The following is a 14,293-nucleotide window of genomic DNA, read 5'->3' as shown; positions in this document are numbered from 1 at the left end:
GCCGCGGTCGTTTCGCGCAGCCGAGTGCGCAGGGAGCGCGACGCCCCCTACGATCGGAGGATCGCCCACTCGAGGAGGAGACATGGCGTCACGACCCGACGATGCGGCCGCGGTGCGCGCAGACACGATCGACGAGCCCGAGGCGGTGGTCGCCCGCGTCGGCGGTGGGATGCTCCGCGGTTCGCGCGTCGACGGCATCGATCGCTTCCTCGGAGTGCCCTATGCGGCAGCGCCCTTCGGGCCGCTGCGCTTCGCACGGCCCGAGCCGCACCCCGGCTGGACGGGCGAGCGGGACGCCACGCGACCGGGATCCACGGCGCCGCAGGCGCCCTACGGCGGCGGACTCGAGCAGGTGCTGCCCTCCATCGAGGTGCCGGGCGACGAGATCCTGAACCTCAACGTGTGGGCGCCGTCGACCGGGGAGCGCGTCGACGGGGCCACTCCCGACGAGGTGGGCGACTCGAGCGGTGCGCCGACGCTGCGGCCCGTGCTCGTCTGGGTTCACGGCGGCGCGCTGTCGCGCGGTGCGAACGCCCTCCACAGCTACGACGGCGGCACGTTCGCACGTGACGGCGTCGTCTTCGTGTCGATCAACTACCGGGTCGGCTCCGAGGGGTTCTCGGTGCTCGAGGATGGCCCGCTGAACCTCGGGCTGCTCGACGTCATCGCCGCGCTCCGCTGGGTGCGGCGCGAGATCGCCGCGTTCGGCGGGGATCCCGGCCGGATCACCGTCGCGGGGCAGTCGGCGGGGGCCTCGCTCATCGCGGCCGCGCTCGCCCACCCCGACGGCGCCGGGCTCGCCGACCGGGTCATCCTGCAGAGCGGGCCGCTCGCGGCGCGCACGCGCGAACGGGCGGCTCGCATCACCCGCCTGATCGCGAAGGACCTCGGCGTCGCCGCCGACCGAGACGGCTTCGCCTCGGTCGCCCCCGCCGAGCTCGTGGCGGCGCAGCTGCGCGTCATCGCCGGCACCACGCCCGTGACCGGCGGTCCGGGCTTCGCGCTCGCCGTGGGCGAGGGTCTGCCCGACCCCGAGGTCGCGCTCGGCGCGGGCGCCGCCGACGCGATCCCGGTGCTCATCGGGTCGACCCGCGAGGAGGCCCGGCTCTGGCTCGAGCCGACGGGGCTCACCGCGCGCATCAGCGCGCTCCACCTCGCTGCGGCCCGACTCAGCTTCAAGATCCGCGGCGCGACGATGCGCGTCTACCGACGCAACCGGGCCGGCGCGAGCCGGGGCGAGCTGTTCGGGGCGCTCGCCACGGATCTCCTGCTCCGCCTCCCGATCAACCGGCTCGCCGACGCCCGCCTGGGGCGCGGCGCCGAGACCTGGGTGTACGAGTTCGGCTGGTCGAGCCCGCGTCTGGGGCTCGGCGCAGCGCACTGCATGGAACTGCCGGCGGTCTTCGACCGGCTCGGCGCCGACGATGCGATCGCGCTCACCGGGGGAGCGGCGCCGGCGTCGCTCGCCGGCGAGATGCACGGGGCATGGGTCGCGTTCGCGACGCACGGCGATCCGGGGTGGGAGCGCTGGACGGCCGATCGGCCGGTGCGGACCTTCGACGTGCAGACGCGCACCGTGCTCGCCCCCAGGGAGGACGAGCGCGCGAGCTGGGCGTGAGCGCCCGGCTCGGAGTGAGCGCGGGACTCAGAGGACGCTGACGGCGCTCGCGCGCCAGCGCCGGTCGAAGCCCTCGAGGCGGATCGCCACCGCGCGCGAGCGCGCTCGCTGGTGCACCATCACCACGGCCTCGACGACGCCCTCGGCCGGCTCGTGCAGGTGCACGCGGCCCACCGAGAACGACGGGCGCTGCGCCTGCTGGCCCTTGACCCGGCGGGCCCTCGCGGCGAGCACGACCCGCTTCGACAGGGCTCGGTAGACGTCGTCGGTGACCCAGCGGGCGAGCTGCTCGAGGTCGCGCGCCCCGGCGAGCGACTCGAGGACGCAGTGCGTGAGGTTGCGCAGCAGCGGCTCGGGGTCGGGGAGCTCGGAGCGCCGCGTCGGCTGGCGCGCGAAGTAGTCGTCGTCGAGCTCGAGGTGGCGGGCGGCACCGCCCTGCACCGCGGCCGTTCGGGCGGCAGCGGCATCGCGTACGGTCATCGTTGCTCCAGTAGGGCTGGGAGTCGCCGGGCGTTCGGGACGGCGACGAGGCTCACCCCCCGAGAGGGGGACAGAAGTGACTCACTGGAGTGAAATTTAGGGAGGGCGTCGAAGCGTGTCAAGAGATTTCTCGGGCTGTGGAGAACTCGGCCGTCACCCGGCGTCACGGGGGTAGCGTCGCTGCATGCGCTGGGACCTGCTGTTCGCCGACCTCGAGTCGCAGCTCGACCGCGAGCAGCACGAGGAGCAGCGCGTCCTCGCACTCGAGGAGGAGCGCCTGCGGCTCGGCCGGCTGACGCTGCGCGACCGGCTGGCCGCCATCGCCCGTGCCGGCGATGCCGGGGGAGCCGGCGAGGAGCTCGTGCGCATCGAGCTGGCGGGCGGCACGGTGCTCGCCGTCCGCCCTGTCGGGTTCGGCCGCGACTGGATGAGCGCGGAGGTCCGCCATCACGGCCGCCCGGTCGAGCAGTGCCTCGTGCCGCTCGCGGCGGTCGCGGCGGTCCTGCCGGGCCGCGGACAGCTCGATCCGAGCCTCGCCGTGCTGCCCGAGGCATCCGTTCGCCTGGCCGAGCGGATCGGCCTGCCGTTCGTGCTGCGCGACCTGTGCCGTCGTCGCACCGCCCTGCAGCTCACGACCGTCGACGGCATCGTGCACGGCACGATCGACCGGGTCGCGCGCGATCACCTCGACCTCGCGCTCCACGAACCGGGCAGCGCGCGACGCGAGCGCGAGGTGCACGGCTACCGGATCGTCCCGCTCTCGCGGCTGCTCCTGGTGCGCTTCGGCTGAGCCGCCGGCCCCGCCCGGTGCGGCTAGTCGACGGGGCGGATGCGACCGCCGCGGGCGCCCGAGAGCTCGGTGACGTTCGCGAACTCGCCCTCGTTCCAGGCCACGCCCACGCGCGTCTCCTCGTACTGGAGCTCGATCCAGACCTCGAGCTGGGCGCGTTCGATGCGCCACGGGCCCGACGTGCCGACCCGGATGGCCGGGAGCTCGCCGCTGCGGATCAGCTCGTCGACGGCCGCGACGTCGACGGCGAGGATCTCGGCCGCGTCGGCGATCGTGAGGAAGCGGCCGATCTCGCCGCCCGAACCGGGTGAGGTCATGTCTCGATTATCGACCCGATGAGGTGGTGCGCAGTCGAGCCGGTGCCGCTGTGGATAACTTCGGGACGTTCGTCGCGGTTCGGGTGACGATGGGTCCGGCGCAGGGGCGCCGACGACAGGAGGCAGTGCCGATGACCGCTCGCAGCCGCGGCGAACGCGGAGCCGTGAGGCTCGATCCCAGGCTCCTGATCGGCCTCGTCCTCGTCGCAGGCTCGACGCTCGGGGTCTGGGCGCTCGTCGCCGGCCTCGACGACACCGTCGAGGTCTACGTCGCCCGTGACACGCTCACGCCGGGCGCCCGGCTCGAGCCCGACGACCTCGATGTCGCCGCGGTCCGCCTCGGCGCGAGCGAGCAGCACTACCTGCTCGTCGACGGCGCGCCCGACTCGTCGCTCGTCGTCGCCCGCACGGTGCAGGCCGGTGAGCTCGTGCCGCTCGCCGCGGTCGACGACGCCGACCGCACGGGCCTGTCGACGGTCGTCGTGCCGAGCCGCGGGCCGCTGCCGAGCGGGCTCGAGGCGGGGTCGAGGGTCGACGTCTGGTCGGCGAAGGCGACCGAGCGCGGCGGGTTCGAGGCTCCGAAGGTGCTCGTCGGCGGCGCCGAGATCGCCGCGCTCGTCGAGGAGAGCGGCATGATGGCCTCCGGGGGCACGTCGGTCGAACTCCTGGTCCCGCGAGAGAAGGTCGCGGCACTGCTCGAGGCGCTCGCCGCCGACGACGCCATCGACCTCGTCGCGACGCGATCGTCGGGCGACTGAGATGGCGCGCCTGGCGCTCGCCCTCGACGCCTCCACCGAAGATCGGCTGCTGCCCGACCTCGTCGAGCACGGCCACGCGGTCGTCGCCCGGATGGTCGGCTGGCGCGACGTCGTCGAGAGCCTCGACGTGCTGGCGCCCGACGTCGTGGTCGTCGGGGCGGGGCGCGGCACCCTGAGCGCCGAACTGCTCGCCGCGTGCGACGAGCGCGGCATCCGTCTCGTCGGCGTCGTCGCGAACGACGTCGAGCGCGCCCACGCCGGCGCGCTCGGCGTGCACGAGCTCGTCGACGCCGATGCCGAGTGGGCCGAGTTCGAGTCGCTCGTGACGGGCGGGGTCGCCGTCCCATCGCGCATCGGGGGTGGCGACGGCGCCTCGTCGCCTGCGGGGGTGATCGCCTGCTGGGGTGCGGCCGGCGCGCCCGGCCGCACGACGATGTCGGTCAACGTCGCCGCCGAGCTCGCGGCCGCGGGTCATCGGGTCGCCCTCGTCGACGCCGACCCCTACGGCGGCGGCATCGCGCCCGTGCTCGGGCTCCTCGACGAGACGCCCGGCTTCGCCGCGGCCTGCCGCCTCGCCGGCGCCGGTGCGCTCGACCGCACCGAGCTCGAGCGCATCGCCCAGCGCTACTCGGCTCCTCGCGCCGCCTTCGACGTCTTCACCGGGCTCGTCGGGCCGAGCCGGTGGCCCGAGCTCTCGCACGAGCGGGTGGGCGGCGCGCTCGCGACGATGCGCGAGCACTACGAGTACCTCGTGATCGACACCGGGTTCAGCCTCGAACGCGACGAGGAGATCACGAGCGACCAGTTCGCGCCCCGGCGCAACGCCGCGACCTTCGCCGCGCTCGAGTCGGCCGATCGCGTGATCGCGATCGGGCTCGCCGACCCGGTCGGGCTCTCACGCCTGCTCCGCGGTCTCGACGAGCTCGGTTCGCTCGTCGACTCCGAGCGCGTCGACGTGGTCGTCAACCGGGTCAGGCAGAGCGCGCTCGGCATCGACGCGCACGCCCAGGTCCGGCAGACGCTGCGCCGATTCGCGGGCATCACCGACGCCGTGCTGCTGCCGCACGACGGCCGGGCCGCCGACGCGGCGATCCTCGGCGCACGGACCCTGCGCGACGCTGCGGGGCGCGCACCCCTCCGGTCGGCCCTGCGAGCCTACGTGCTGAGCTCGATCCTGCCCGAGCCCGTCGCGCCCGTGCGACGTCGCCTCGCGCCGCCCCTGCTCCGTCGTGCTGCGACGGGCTGAGGCGAAACGCGCACTACGCTGGATCCGTGTCGACCCTCAGTGAACTCGTCCTCGCCCAGGGCCGCAGCAGTCAGGCCGACGTCGACTGGCTGCACATGCTCGTGGGCGACCTCCAACTGCTCGCCGATCTCGCCTTCGCCGACATCGTGCTCTGGGTGCCGTCCGGCGACGACGACTTCGTCGCGGTCGCGCACTCGCGGCCCTCGAGCGCGGCGACCCTCTTCTACCGCGACTTCGTGGGGCAGGGCATCAAGCCCCAGTGGCGCGACCTCGTGACCGAGGCGTTCGGCTCGGCCAGCATCGTCGACTCCTCGGCCCCCGACTGGTACGAGGAGATGCCGACGCGCGTGCGCGCGGTACCCGTGATGCGCCGACTCAACGCGACGGGGACGGCGATCGCCGCCGAGCCGGTCGCCGTCATCACCCGGCACACGAACCTGGGCGCGACGCGCACGCCGAGCCGTCAGGAGCTCACCTTCAACGAGTGCGCCGAAGAGCTCTTCCAGATGATCGCCTCGGGCGACTTCCCCGACCTGGGGGCGCCGACGGGCCCCCGCCGTGGCGCTCCCCGCGCCTCCGACGGCCTGATCCGGCTCGACGTCGACGGCATCACGACCTTCGCGAGCCCGAACGCGCTCTCGGCCTTCAACCGGATGGGCTTCGACGACGAGCTCGAGGGCGAGTCGCTCGCCGAGGTGACGACCGCGCTGCTCGGCGGCAAGCTCGTCGTCGACGAGTCGCTGCCGCTCGTCGTGACCGGCCGGGCGCCGTGGCGCACCGACGTCGAGTCGCGGGGGGTGACCGTGTCGCTGCGGGCGATCCCGATCCGCCGGCGGGGCGAGCGCACGGGCGCGATCGTGCTGACCCGCGACGTCACCGAGCTGCGCCACCAGGAGCAGGAGCTCATCACCAAGGACGCGACGATCCGCGAGATCCACCACCGGGTGAAGAACAACCTCCAGACCGTCGCGTCGCTCCTGCGCATCCAGGCGCGCCGCACCCACTCCGACGAGGCGCGCGACGCGCTCACCCAGGCGATGCGGCGCGTCGGCGCGATCGCCGTCGTGCACGACACGCTCTCGACGGGCCTCTCGCAGAACGTCGACTTCGACGAGGTGTTCGACCGGGCGCTGCTGCTCGTGGCCGAGGTCGCGTCGGCGCACAACACGACCGCGCACCCGAAGCGCACGGGTTCGTTCGGCGTGCTGCCGAGCGAGTATGCGACGCCGCTCGCCCTCGCGCTCACCGAGCTCGTGACGAACGCGGTCGAGCACGGCCTCGCCGGTCAGGAGGGCGACGTCGAGATCATCGCCGACCGATCGCAGACCGAGCTGACGGTGCAGGTGCGCGACACCGGCGCGGGCCTGCCCGAGGGCAAGGTCGGCGAAGGGCTCGGCACGCAGATCGTGCGCACGCTCATCCAGGGCGAGCTCGGCGGAACGATCGACTGGCACACGGTGGTCGGCCGCGGCACCGAGGTGACGATCGAGATCCCGCTGCGCTGGATCACCCAGGCCTAGCAGTGAAAGATGCTCCGGTGCCCGCCTGACGCGGGCCCCGGAGCATCTGAAGCGGTGGGGCTCAGCCCGCGCGGCGGGCGCGAGCGGCGCGGCGCTTGAGTGCGCGGCGCTCGTCCTCGGAGAGGCCTCCCCAGACGCCCGAGTCCTGACCGGTCTCGAGGGCGTACTGCAGGCAGATCTCGGTGACGGTGCAGCGGGCGCAGACCGTCTTGGCCTTCTCGATCTGATCGACGGCGGGACCGGTGTTGCCGACCGGGAAGAAGAGTTCCGGGTCTGCGGTGAGGCAGGCGGCCTTGTCGCGCCAATCCATGGAGATGCTCCTTGCGTGTACTTCGTTCGCAGACGCGCACGATTGCGCTTGCCCGTGAGGGCTGCTGCAGGGGGAAAGTCGAATCTCGGGAAGTAGGATCATGACTGATCGGCTCACGTCCCTGTGAGCATCAATTCGACCTCATAAATGGTCGCATAGTGGAGAGACCGAATCAATAGCCATGTATGGGACAACGCTGTGAATCGACGCGATGAGACCCGGCCCGAGGCATCCGGTCAGGGGGCGGGCGACCGGGCCGAGGCCGGTCCGCCCGTCGAGCCCGCGCAGGACGGCGGCGTTCGCGCCGCCCTCGTGGTCGTGAGCGTCGCGCTCTTCGCCGAGGCCCTGCTCATGGTCGGCCTCGTGCTCTGGCTGCTGTTCGACCTGTTCACGCTCGAGCCCTCGTCGATGGCGACGGCGATCGCGCTGCTGGTGCTCGTGGTCATCGGTGCGATCTGGATCTCGGCGGTCGCGGTCGCCTCGCTGCGGCGCGCGCCGTGGTCGCGGGCGGCGGCGATCGTCTGGCAGATCCTGCAGGTCTCGATCGCGGTCGGCGCCTTCCAGGGTCTCTTCGCGCGACCCGACATCGGCTGGGCGCTCCTCGTGCCCGCCATCACGGTCATCGGCCTGCTCCTCTGGACGCCGGTGCGGCTCGCCTACGCACGGCCCGAGGAGCACCCGACGGCCTGACCCGTCGCCTCGGCGAACCCGAACACGAACGCGAACGCGAACGGGCCCGGCCGCAACTGCGGCCGGGCCCGTTCGTCGGCGCGGGGGCGTGGAGGGCGACTCAGGCGTCGAGGCCGAGCTCTCGGCGCACCCGTGCGACGTGCCCGGTGGCCTTCACGTTGTACATGGCCCGCTGGATGCGGCCCTCCTCGTCGATGATGAAGGTCGAGCGGATCGAACCCACGACGATCTTGCCGTAGAGCGACTTCTCGCCCCAGACGCCGTACTGCTGCTGCACGGCGAGGTCGGGGTCGGCGAGCAGGGTGAAGTTCAGGCGGTCGCGCTCGGCGAACCGGGCGAGCTTCTCGACCTCGTCCTTCGAGACGCCGAGCACGCGGATGCCGGCGCTCTTGAAGGAGTTGAGGCTGTCGCGGAAGTCGCAGGCCTCGGTGGTGCAGCCCGGGGTCATCGCCTCGGGGTAGAAGTACAGGACGACCTTCGACCCGCGCAGCGACGAGAGCGTGACGGCGTCGCCGTTCTGGTCGTCGAGCGTGAAGTCGGGGGCGAGGTCGCCGGGGGCGAGTCGTGCATCGGTCATGCCACCCATCGTAGGCACGCTTCGATGAGCGGATGCTCCGTGCGGACCTCCGGACCGCCGGCTCAGGCGAAGGTGGCGAGCAGGCGCTGGAGCGAGTCGAGGCGCGCCCGTCCGGTCTCGCCGAGCTCGCCCGCGTCGACCGCCTCGATGATCGCGCAGTCGGGCGAGTCGGGCAGGTGCGTGCAGCCGCGGGGGCAGTCCTCGGCGATTCGGGCGAGGTCGGTGAACGCGCCGAGGATGTTCGCGGGGTCGACGTGCCCGAGGCCGAACGACCGCACGCCGGGGGTGTCGATGACCCAGCCCGTGCGGCCGTCGTGGTCGATGCGCAGCGACACCGTCGACGAGGAGGTGTGCCGGCCGCGGCCGGTCACGACGTTGACGTGCCCCGTCGCGCGGTGGGCGCTCGGCACGAGGGCGTTGACGAGGGTCGACTTGCCGACGCCCGAATGGCCGACGAAGACCGTGCGGTGCCCGACGAGCGCCTCGGTGATCTCGGCGAGCGGCATCTCGTCGCTGCGCGAGCGGAACACCGGCAGCTCGAGGCCGGGGAAGTTGCGGAGGAACTCGTCGGGGTCGGCGAGGTCGGTCTTCGTCATGCAGAGCAGCGGCCGGATGCCGGCGTCGTACGCCGCGACGAGGTAGCGGTCGATGAGACGCACGCGCGGCTCGGGGTTCGCCGCCGCGACGACGATGAGCATCTGGTCGGCGTTCGCCACGATGACCCGCTCGACCTCGTCGGTGTCGTCGGCGCTGCGGCGGAGGAGCGTGGTGCGCTCCTGCACCCGCACGATGCGGGCGAGGGTGCCCGCGTCGCCCGAGACGTCGCCCACGAGGTCGACCCGGTCGCCCGTCACGACCGACTTGCGGCGGAGTTCGCTCGCCCTGGCCGCGGTCAGCTCGCGCTCGTCGGCGCCGCCCTCGTCGACGAGCACCGAGTAGCGCCCGCGGTCGACGCCGAGCACGGTGCCCGTGACGGCGTCGGCGTGCTCGGGGCGCGTCTTCGTGCGCGGGCGCGAGCCGCGGCGGTTGGGACGCACCCTGACGGCGGACTCGTCGAACTCGGGCTCGTCGTCCTCGTCGTCGTCGGTGCTCCACCACGTCATGCGAGCAGCCGCTCCCAGAGCGCGGTGAACTGCGGCAGGGTCTTGCCGGTCGAGGCGATGTCGTCGACGACGACGTCGGGCACGGCGAGCCCGATGATCGCCCCGCTCGTCGCCATGCGGTGGTCGGCGTAGGCCCGCCAGGGGCCGCCGTGGAGCGGCGCGGGCTCGATGCGGAGCCCGTCGGGCAGCTCGGTGACGCGGCCGCCGAGCCCGTTGAGCTCGGTCGCGAGGGCGGCGAGCCGATCGGTCTCGTGGTGGCGGATGTGCCCGATGCCCGTGATCGTCGACGGCTCGTCGGCGAGTGCCGCGAGGGCGACGAGGTTGGGGGCGAGCTCGCCGGCCTCGGAGAGGTCGAGCTCGACCCCCCGGATGCCTCGGCCGCCGCCCTCCGAGGGCTCGGGCGCATGCACGGTGAGCCGGTCGCCGTCGAGCTCGACCCGGGCGCCGAAGCGGGGGAGCAGCTCGGCGAGCTGCGCGCCGACCTGGGTAGTGGTCTCGGGCCAGCCGACGATCGTGACGGAACCGCCGGCGACGAGCGCGGCGACGAGGAACGGCGCCGCGTTCGAGAGATCGGGCTCGAGCTCGACGTCGATCGCGCGGATGGGGCCCGGGGCGACGACCCAGCGGCCCGTCTCGGGCGTCGCGACCTCGACGCCGCGTGCGGCGAGGGTCTCGATCGTCATCTCGATGTGGGGCAGGCTCGGCAGCCGCTCGCCGACGTGCCGGAGGTCGAGGCCCTGCTCGAAGCGCGGAGCCGACAGCAGCAGGCCCGACACGAACTGGCTCGAGGCGGAGGCATCGATCTCGAGGGCGCCGCCCGCGACCCGGCCGGTGCCGTGCACGGTGAACGGCAGGGTGCCCCTGCGGTCGTCGTCGAGGTCGACGCCGAGCCCCTTGAGACCCTCGATGACGCCCGACATCGGGCGGTTGCGGGCGTACTCGTCACCGTCGAAGGTGGTCGGTCCGAGGGCGAGGGCGGCCACCGCGGGCATGAAGCGCATGACGGTGCCGGCGAGGCCGCAGTCGATCGTCGTGGAGCCGAGCAGCTCGTCGGCGGGGGTGACCCTCAGGTCGTCGCCGAACTCGCCCCGGCCGGGCACGCGCTCGAACCGGGTGCCGAGGGCGCGCAGCGCCTCGACCATCAGCTCGCTGTCGCGCGACCAGAGCGGGGCGCGGAGCATCGACGGCCCGTCGGCGAGGGCGGCGAGCACGAGCTCGCGATTGGTCAGCGACTTCGACCCCGGCAGCGAGACGACCGCGGACAGCGGCGACGTCGCGAGCGGCGCGCGCCACCCGGCATCCGTCTCGGTCGTTCTGTTGTCGCCGTACGGATCGAACTCGGGCTCGGAATACCTCGAAATCTGCATCGGTTATCAACAGTAGCGTCAGGGACGCGGAAGGAGATGGTGCGGATGTCGCTTGCAGTCCTCGAACGACCGATCGAGCTGCCCGGTGCCGGGCGCGGGGTCGTCGCCGGAGCCGACGATCTAAGCTTGACGGTGATGACTGCCGACGAGATCGACCAGGCGCCGACCGAAGCCGAGACCCCCGAGAAGGCCCGGCCTCTCGGCGAACTCTTCGAGGAGCAGGCGCTGCCGTTCCTCGACCAGCTCTACGCCGCCGCGCTCCGCATGACGAAGAACCCGGCCGACGCGCAGGACCTCGTGCAGGAGACGTTCGTGAAGGCGTTCGCCGCGTTCGGGCAGTTCACGCAGGGCACCAACCTCAAGGCGTGGCTGTACCGCATCCTCACGAACACCTTCATCAACAGCTACCGCAAGAAGCAGCGCGAGCCCTACCAGGGCACGATCGACGACCTCGAGGACTGGCAGCTCGGCGGTGCCGAGTCGACGACCGCCCGATCGAGCCGCTCGGCCGAGGCCGAGGCGATCGACCACCTGCCCGACAGCGCCGTGAAGGACGCACTGCAGGCGCTCCCCGAGGACTTCCGGCTCGCCGTGTACTTCGCCGACGTCGAGGGCTTCTCCTACCAGGAGATCGCCGACATGATGAACACCCCCATCGGGACCGTGATGAGCCGTCTGCACCGTGGCCGGCGCCTGCTTCGCGAGTCCCTCGCCGACTACGCCCGCGAACAGGGGTTCGCCGCGGCCGAGAAGGCGCCGAAACCCGCGAGGAGCAAGAAATGACGGACTGCGGCTGCGAGAAGGCCAGAGCCGAGCTCGAGGAGTACCTGCACAACGAGCTGCAGGCCGTCGACGCCTCCGACATCCGCGAGCACGTCGAGAACTGCGCCGACTGCCAGGCGGAGCTCCGCGTCGGCGTCGCGATCACCGAGGTCGTGCAGCGGGCCTGCCGCGAGAGCGCGCCCGACCAGCTGCGCGTGCAGGTGCTCGCGCAGATCCGCCTCTACCAGTCGACCCACACCGTCGCCTGATCGGCCCCCTGCCGACCGACTCAATCGTTCGTTCGATGCGCGGCCGCGTGCGGCGTCCGTAACGTCGTCGGTGTGATCGACACTCCTGCCCCGAAGCGCCCACGCGTCCCGACGTGGCTCCGCGTGCTCATTCCCGCGGTCCTCATCCTCCTCTGGTTCGGCGCCTTCGGCGCGGGCGGTGCCGCGTTCGGCTCGCTGAGCGACGTCTCGACCAACGACCAGGCGCAGTTCCTGCCGGCCTCGGCCGAGGCGACCGAGGTCGCCGAGCTCGCGGAGGAGTTCCGCGACAGCGAGGTCATCCCCTCGATCGTGGTGGTCGCGAGCGACGACGGGACGGATCTCGACCAGGCGCAGCTCGACGCCGCCGACGAGCTCCGCACCGCGCTCATCGAGGTCGACGGGGTGCTCGGCGACGAGGCATCGCCCGTGATCCCCTCCGAGGACGGCGAGGCCGTCGAGATGGTCCTGCCGATCGACACCTCGGAGGGCGCCGCGCCCCCGGCCGACGTCGTCGCCGAGATGCGCACCGTCCTCGACGAGCACGCGGTCGACGGGACGACGTCGGCCGTCACCGGGCCCGCGGGCTTCACCGCCGATCTCAGCGCCGCCTTCGCGGGCATCGACGGGCTGCTCCTCGCGGTCGCGCTCGCCGCGGTGTTCCTCATCCTCATCGTCGTCTATCGCTCGCCGCTGCTGCCGATCATCGTGCTCTTCACGAGCATGTCGGCCCTCTGCGCCTCGGTCTTCACGGTCGTCGCACTGGCCCGCGCCGACATCCTGCTGCTCTCGGGGCAGACGCAGGGCATCCTCTTCATCCTCGTGATCGGCGCCGCGACCGACTACGCGCTGCTCTACATCTCGCGGTACCGCGAGACGCTCGCACGGTACGAACGGCGATGGGATGCCACGTGGGCGGCCCTGCGCGGTTCGTGGGAGCCGATCGTCGCCTCGGGCGGCACGGTGATCGTCGCCCTCCTCATCCTGCTCGCGAGCGAGCTGACCTCGAACAAGATCCTGGGACCGGTCGCCGCGATCGGCATCGTCTTCGCGCTGCTCTCGGCGCTCACGCTGCTGCCGGCGCTCCTGCTCTGGGCCGGGCGCGCGGCGTTCTGGCCGCGCCGCATCGCCCACCGCGGCGACGACGCCGAGCCCGCGCACGGTGCGCACGCGGCCGGGGTGCTGCACGAGGCATCCGCGCCCGACGAGCACGACCTGCCCGACCGCGGCCTCTGGGCCGGTATCGGCCGGCTCGTCTCGCGACGCCCCCGCATCGTGTGGATCGTCTCGGTGCTCGCGCTCGCGGGCATGTCGCTCGGCCTGGCCCAGCTCGACGCCGACGGGGTGCCGTCGAGCGAGTTCGTGCTCGGCGAGTCGCAGGCCCGCGACGGCCAGGCGCTGCTCGGCGAGCACTTCCCGGCCGGCTCGGGCACGCCAGCGCTCATCGTCGGCCCCGAGGACGAGCTGCAGCAGATGGCCGACACGGCCCTCGCGATCGACGGGGTCGACTCGGTCGCCGTCGTCTCGGCCGACTCGCCCGCGGGCACCGCCCCGGTGACCGCCGACGGCGTGCAGGCCTTCGGCCCGCCCGGGACCCCCGCCCCCGAGCCGACCGTCGTCGACGGCAACGTGATGCTGCAGGCGACGCTCGCCGACCCCTCCGACTCGATGGCCGCGGAGGCGACCGTCGCGGAGCTCCGCACCTCGCTCGACGAGGTCGGCACCGAGGTGCTCGTCGGCGGCCAGACCGCGGTCGCCCTCGACACGAACGACGCGGCCATCGCCGACCGGAACCTCGTGATCCCGCTCGTGCTCGCCGCGATCCTCCTGATCCTGATGCTGCTGCTGCGCTCGATCATCGCCCCGCTCATCCTCATCGGCAGCGTGGTCGTCTCGTTCGCGGCGGCACTCGGGGTCTCGGCGCTCGTCTTCGAGCACGTCTTCGGGTTCCCCGGTGCCGACCCCTCGGTGCCGCTGTTCGGCTTCGTCTTCCTCGTCGCGCTCGGCGTCGACTACAACATCTTCCTCATGACGCGCGTGCGCGAGGAGTCGCTGCAGTTCGGCACCCGGCCCGGCATCATCCGCGGACTCCGGCTCACGGGCGGGGTGATCACCTCGGCCGGGCTCGTGCTCGCGGCGACCTTCGCGGCGCTCGGCGTGCTGCCGATCCTGTTCCTCGTGCAGATCTCGTTCATCGTGGCGTTCGGCGTGCTGCTCGACACCTTCCTGGTGCGCACGCTGCTCGTGCCCGCGCTCGCCTACGACCTCGGCCGGGTCATCTGGTGGCCGAGCAGGCTGGCCCGCAGGGCCGAGTAGGAACGGCCGGTGCAGGCCCCCCCCACGGAGCCGCCCGAAGCCGAACCGCACGCACGTATACACAACAGACGCAGCCGACGACTCATGTCGTGTACATCTCGTGCTCGAGCAGGTCGGCCTCGCCGAGTTCGCCGACCGGCGCGTCGGCGGCTACTCGCTCGGGATGCGCCAGC

At 72.7% G+C, this 14,293-nt stretch carries 15 protein-coding genes; 9 read left to right on the top strand and 6 right to left on the bottom strand.

Features of this window, described 5'->3' with window-relative positions; genetic code table 11:
* The first annotated feature begins 82 nt into the window (after positions 1-82).
* Positions 83-1,618 (top strand): carboxylesterase/lipase family protein, encoded by a 1,536-nt coding sequence (locus tag ACFVSL_RS00075; RefSeq protein WP_386937395.1) that lies wholly within the window; start codon positions 83-85, stop codon positions 1,616-1,618.
* A gap of 27 nt (positions 1,619-1,645) precedes the next feature.
* Here the strand turns inward: ACFVSL_RS00075 and ACFVSL_RS00070 are convergent, their stop codons facing one another.
* Positions 1,646-2,098 (bottom strand): Rv3235 family protein, encoded by a 453-nt coding sequence (locus ACFVSL_RS00070; protein WP_386937393.1) that lies wholly within the window; start codon positions 2,096-2,098, stop codon positions 1,646-1,648.
* Between the two features lie 184 nt (positions 2,099-2,282).
* Between ACFVSL_RS00070 and ACFVSL_RS00065 the strand changes: the two genes are divergently transcribed.
* Positions 2,283-2,888 carry a hypothetical protein gene (locus tag ACFVSL_RS00065; RefSeq protein ID WP_386937392.1) on the top strand — a complete coding sequence of 202 codons (606 nt, stop codon included), beginning with the start codon at positions 2,283-2,285 and terminating at the stop codon, positions 2,886-2,888.
* Positions 2,889-2,911: 23 nt separating this feature from the next.
* Here ACFVSL_RS00065 and ACFVSL_RS00060 read toward each other — a convergent pair whose 3' ends face one another.
* A complete protein-coding gene (locus tag ACFVSL_RS00060; RefSeq protein WP_386937390.1) occupies positions 2,912-3,205 on the bottom strand; it encodes a helix-turn-helix domain-containing protein in 294 nt (97 codons plus the stop codon).
* A gap of 131 nt (positions 3,206-3,336) precedes the next feature.
* Between ACFVSL_RS00060 and ACFVSL_RS00055 the strand changes: the two genes are divergently transcribed.
* From ACFVSL_RS00055 to ACFVSL_RS00045, 3 genes are read left to right on the top strand one after another with little or no spacing between them, the layout of a single operon-like run.
* A complete protein-coding gene (locus tag ACFVSL_RS00055) occupies positions 3,337-3,963 on the top strand; it encodes a hypothetical protein (RefSeq protein WP_386937389.1) in 627 nt (208 codons plus the stop codon).
* A gap of 1 nt (position 3,964) precedes the next feature.
* Positions 3,965-5,209 (top strand): CpaE family protein, encoded by a 1,245-nt coding sequence (locus tag ACFVSL_RS00050; RefSeq protein ID WP_386937387.1) that lies wholly within the window; start codon positions 3,965-3,967, stop codon positions 5,207-5,209.
* A gap of 26 nt (positions 5,210-5,235) precedes the next feature.
* On the top strand, positions 5,236-6,729 hold the full coding sequence (locus ACFVSL_RS00045; protein ID WP_386937386.1) for a sensor histidine kinase: 1,494 nt from the start codon (positions 5,236-5,238) through the stop codon (positions 6,727-6,729).
* Positions 6,730-6,790: 61 nt separating this feature from the next.
* Here the strand turns inward: ACFVSL_RS00045 and ACFVSL_RS00040 are convergent, their stop codons facing one another.
* A complete protein-coding gene (locus ACFVSL_RS00040; protein WP_022888365.1) occupies positions 6,791-7,039 on the bottom strand; it encodes a WhiB family transcriptional regulator in 249 nt (82 codons plus the stop codon).
* 198 nt (positions 7,040-7,237) lie between these two features.
* On the opposite strand from ACFVSL_RS00040, the gene ACFVSL_RS00035 reads away from it, so the two are divergent.
* Complete coding sequence (locus ACFVSL_RS00035; protein WP_386937384.1) at positions 7,238-7,729, top strand: hypothetical protein; 492 nt, start codon at positions 7,238-7,240, stop codon at positions 7,727-7,729.
* Positions 7,730-7,829: 100 nt separating this feature from the next.
* Here ACFVSL_RS00035 and bcp read toward each other — a convergent pair whose 3' ends face one another.
* The 3 genes from bcp to aroA all read right to left on the bottom strand — a co-directional run bounded on the left by bcp (position 7,830) and on the right by aroA (position 10,776).
* Entirely contained in the window at positions 7,830-8,306 is a 477-nt protein-coding gene (bcp, locus tag ACFVSL_RS00030; RefSeq protein ID WP_386937382.1) for a thioredoxin-dependent thiol peroxidase, read from the bottom strand.
* 62 nt (positions 8,307-8,368) lie between these two features.
* Entirely contained in the window at positions 8,369-9,409 is a 1,041-nt protein-coding gene (gene rsgA, locus ACFVSL_RS00025; protein ID WP_386937380.1) for a ribosome small subunit-dependent GTPase A, read from the bottom strand.
* Positions 9,406-10,776 (bottom strand): 3-phosphoshikimate 1-carboxyvinyltransferase, encoded by a 1,371-nt coding sequence (gene aroA, locus ACFVSL_RS00020; RefSeq protein ID WP_386937378.1) that lies wholly within the window; start codon positions 10,774-10,776, stop codon positions 9,406-9,408. Before aroA ends, rsgA begins: the two co-directional genes overlap by 4 nt.
* A gap of 135 nt (positions 10,777-10,911) precedes the next feature.
* Between aroA and ACFVSL_RS00015 the strand changes: the two genes are divergently transcribed.
* The 3 genes from ACFVSL_RS00015 to ACFVSL_RS00005 all read left to right on the top strand — a co-directional run bounded on the left by ACFVSL_RS00015 (position 10,912) and on the right by ACFVSL_RS00005 (position 14,120).
* Positions 10,912-11,559 (top strand): sigma-70 family RNA polymerase sigma factor, encoded by a 648-nt coding sequence (locus ACFVSL_RS00015; protein ID WP_386939287.1) that lies wholly within the window; start codon positions 10,912-10,914, stop codon positions 11,557-11,559.
* Positions 11,556-11,807 carry a zf-HC2 domain-containing protein gene (locus tag ACFVSL_RS00010; protein ID WP_386937377.1) on the top strand — a complete coding sequence of 84 codons (252 nt, stop codon included), beginning with the start codon at positions 11,556-11,558 and terminating at the stop codon, positions 11,805-11,807. Before ACFVSL_RS00015 ends, ACFVSL_RS00010 begins: the two co-directional genes overlap by 4 nt.
* Before the next feature lie 72 nt (positions 11,808-11,879).
* On the top strand, positions 11,880-14,120 hold the full coding sequence (locus ACFVSL_RS00005) for an MMPL family transporter (protein WP_386937375.1): 2,241 nt from the start codon (positions 11,880-11,882) through the stop codon (positions 14,118-14,120).
* Positions 14,121-14,293: the final 173 nt, after the last annotated feature.

This window comes from Agromyces sp. NPDC058064, from assembly GCF_042885275.1.
Taxonomy (GTDB): Bacteria; Actinomycetota; Actinomycetes; order Actinomycetales; family Microbacteriaceae; genus Agromyces.
Note: the sequence above shows the minus strand (reverse complement) of the source record. Positions and strands in the feature narration are given on the sequence as shown.

Bases quoted from the DNA above. Each gene is read 5' to 3' on its own strand.
- ACFVSL_RS00010 (WP_386937377.1), top strand. From the start codon at position 11,556: ATGACGGACTGCGGCTGCGAGAAGGCCAGAGCCGAGCTCGAGGAGTAC.
- ACFVSL_RS00015 (WP_386939287.1), top strand. From the start codon at position 10,912: ATGACTGCCGACGAGATCGACCAGGCGCCGACCGAAGCCGAGACCCCC.
- aroA (WP_386937378.1), bottom strand. From the start codon at position 10,776: ATGCAGATTTCGAGGTATTCCGAGCCCGAGTTCGATCCGTACGGCGAC.
- ACFVSL_RS00055 (WP_386937389.1), top strand. From the start codon at position 3,337: ATGACCGCTCGCAGCCGCGGCGAACGCGGAGCCGTGAGGCTCGATCCC.
- rsgA (WP_386937380.1), bottom strand. From the start codon at position 9,409: ATGACGTGGTGGAGCACCGACGACGACGAGGACGACGAGCCCGAGTTC.
- bcp (WP_386937382.1), bottom strand. From the start codon at position 8,306: ATGACCGATGCACGACTCGCCCCCGGCGACCTCGCCCCCGACTTCACG.
- ACFVSL_RS00050 (WP_386937387.1), top strand. From the start codon at position 3,965: ATGGCGCGCCTGGCGCTCGCCCTCGACGCCTCCACCGAAGATCGGCTG.
- ACFVSL_RS00065 (WP_386937392.1), top strand. From the start codon at position 2,283: ATGCGCTGGGACCTGCTGTTCGCCGACCTCGAGTCGCAGCTCGACCGC.
- ACFVSL_RS00040 (WP_022888365.1), bottom strand. From the start codon at position 7,039: ATGGATTGGCGCGACAAGGCCGCCTGCCTCACCGCAGACCCGGAACTC.
- ACFVSL_RS00060 (WP_386937390.1), bottom strand. From the start codon at position 3,205: ATGACCTCACCCGGTTCGGGCGGCGAGATCGGCCGCTTCCTCACGATC.
- ACFVSL_RS00075 (WP_386937395.1), top strand. From the start codon at position 83: ATGGCGTCACGACCCGACGATGCGGCCGCGGTGCGCGCAGACACGATC.
- ACFVSL_RS00070 (WP_386937393.1), bottom strand. From the start codon at position 2,098: ATGACCGTACGCGATGCCGCTGCCGCCCGAACGGCCGCGGTGCAGGGC.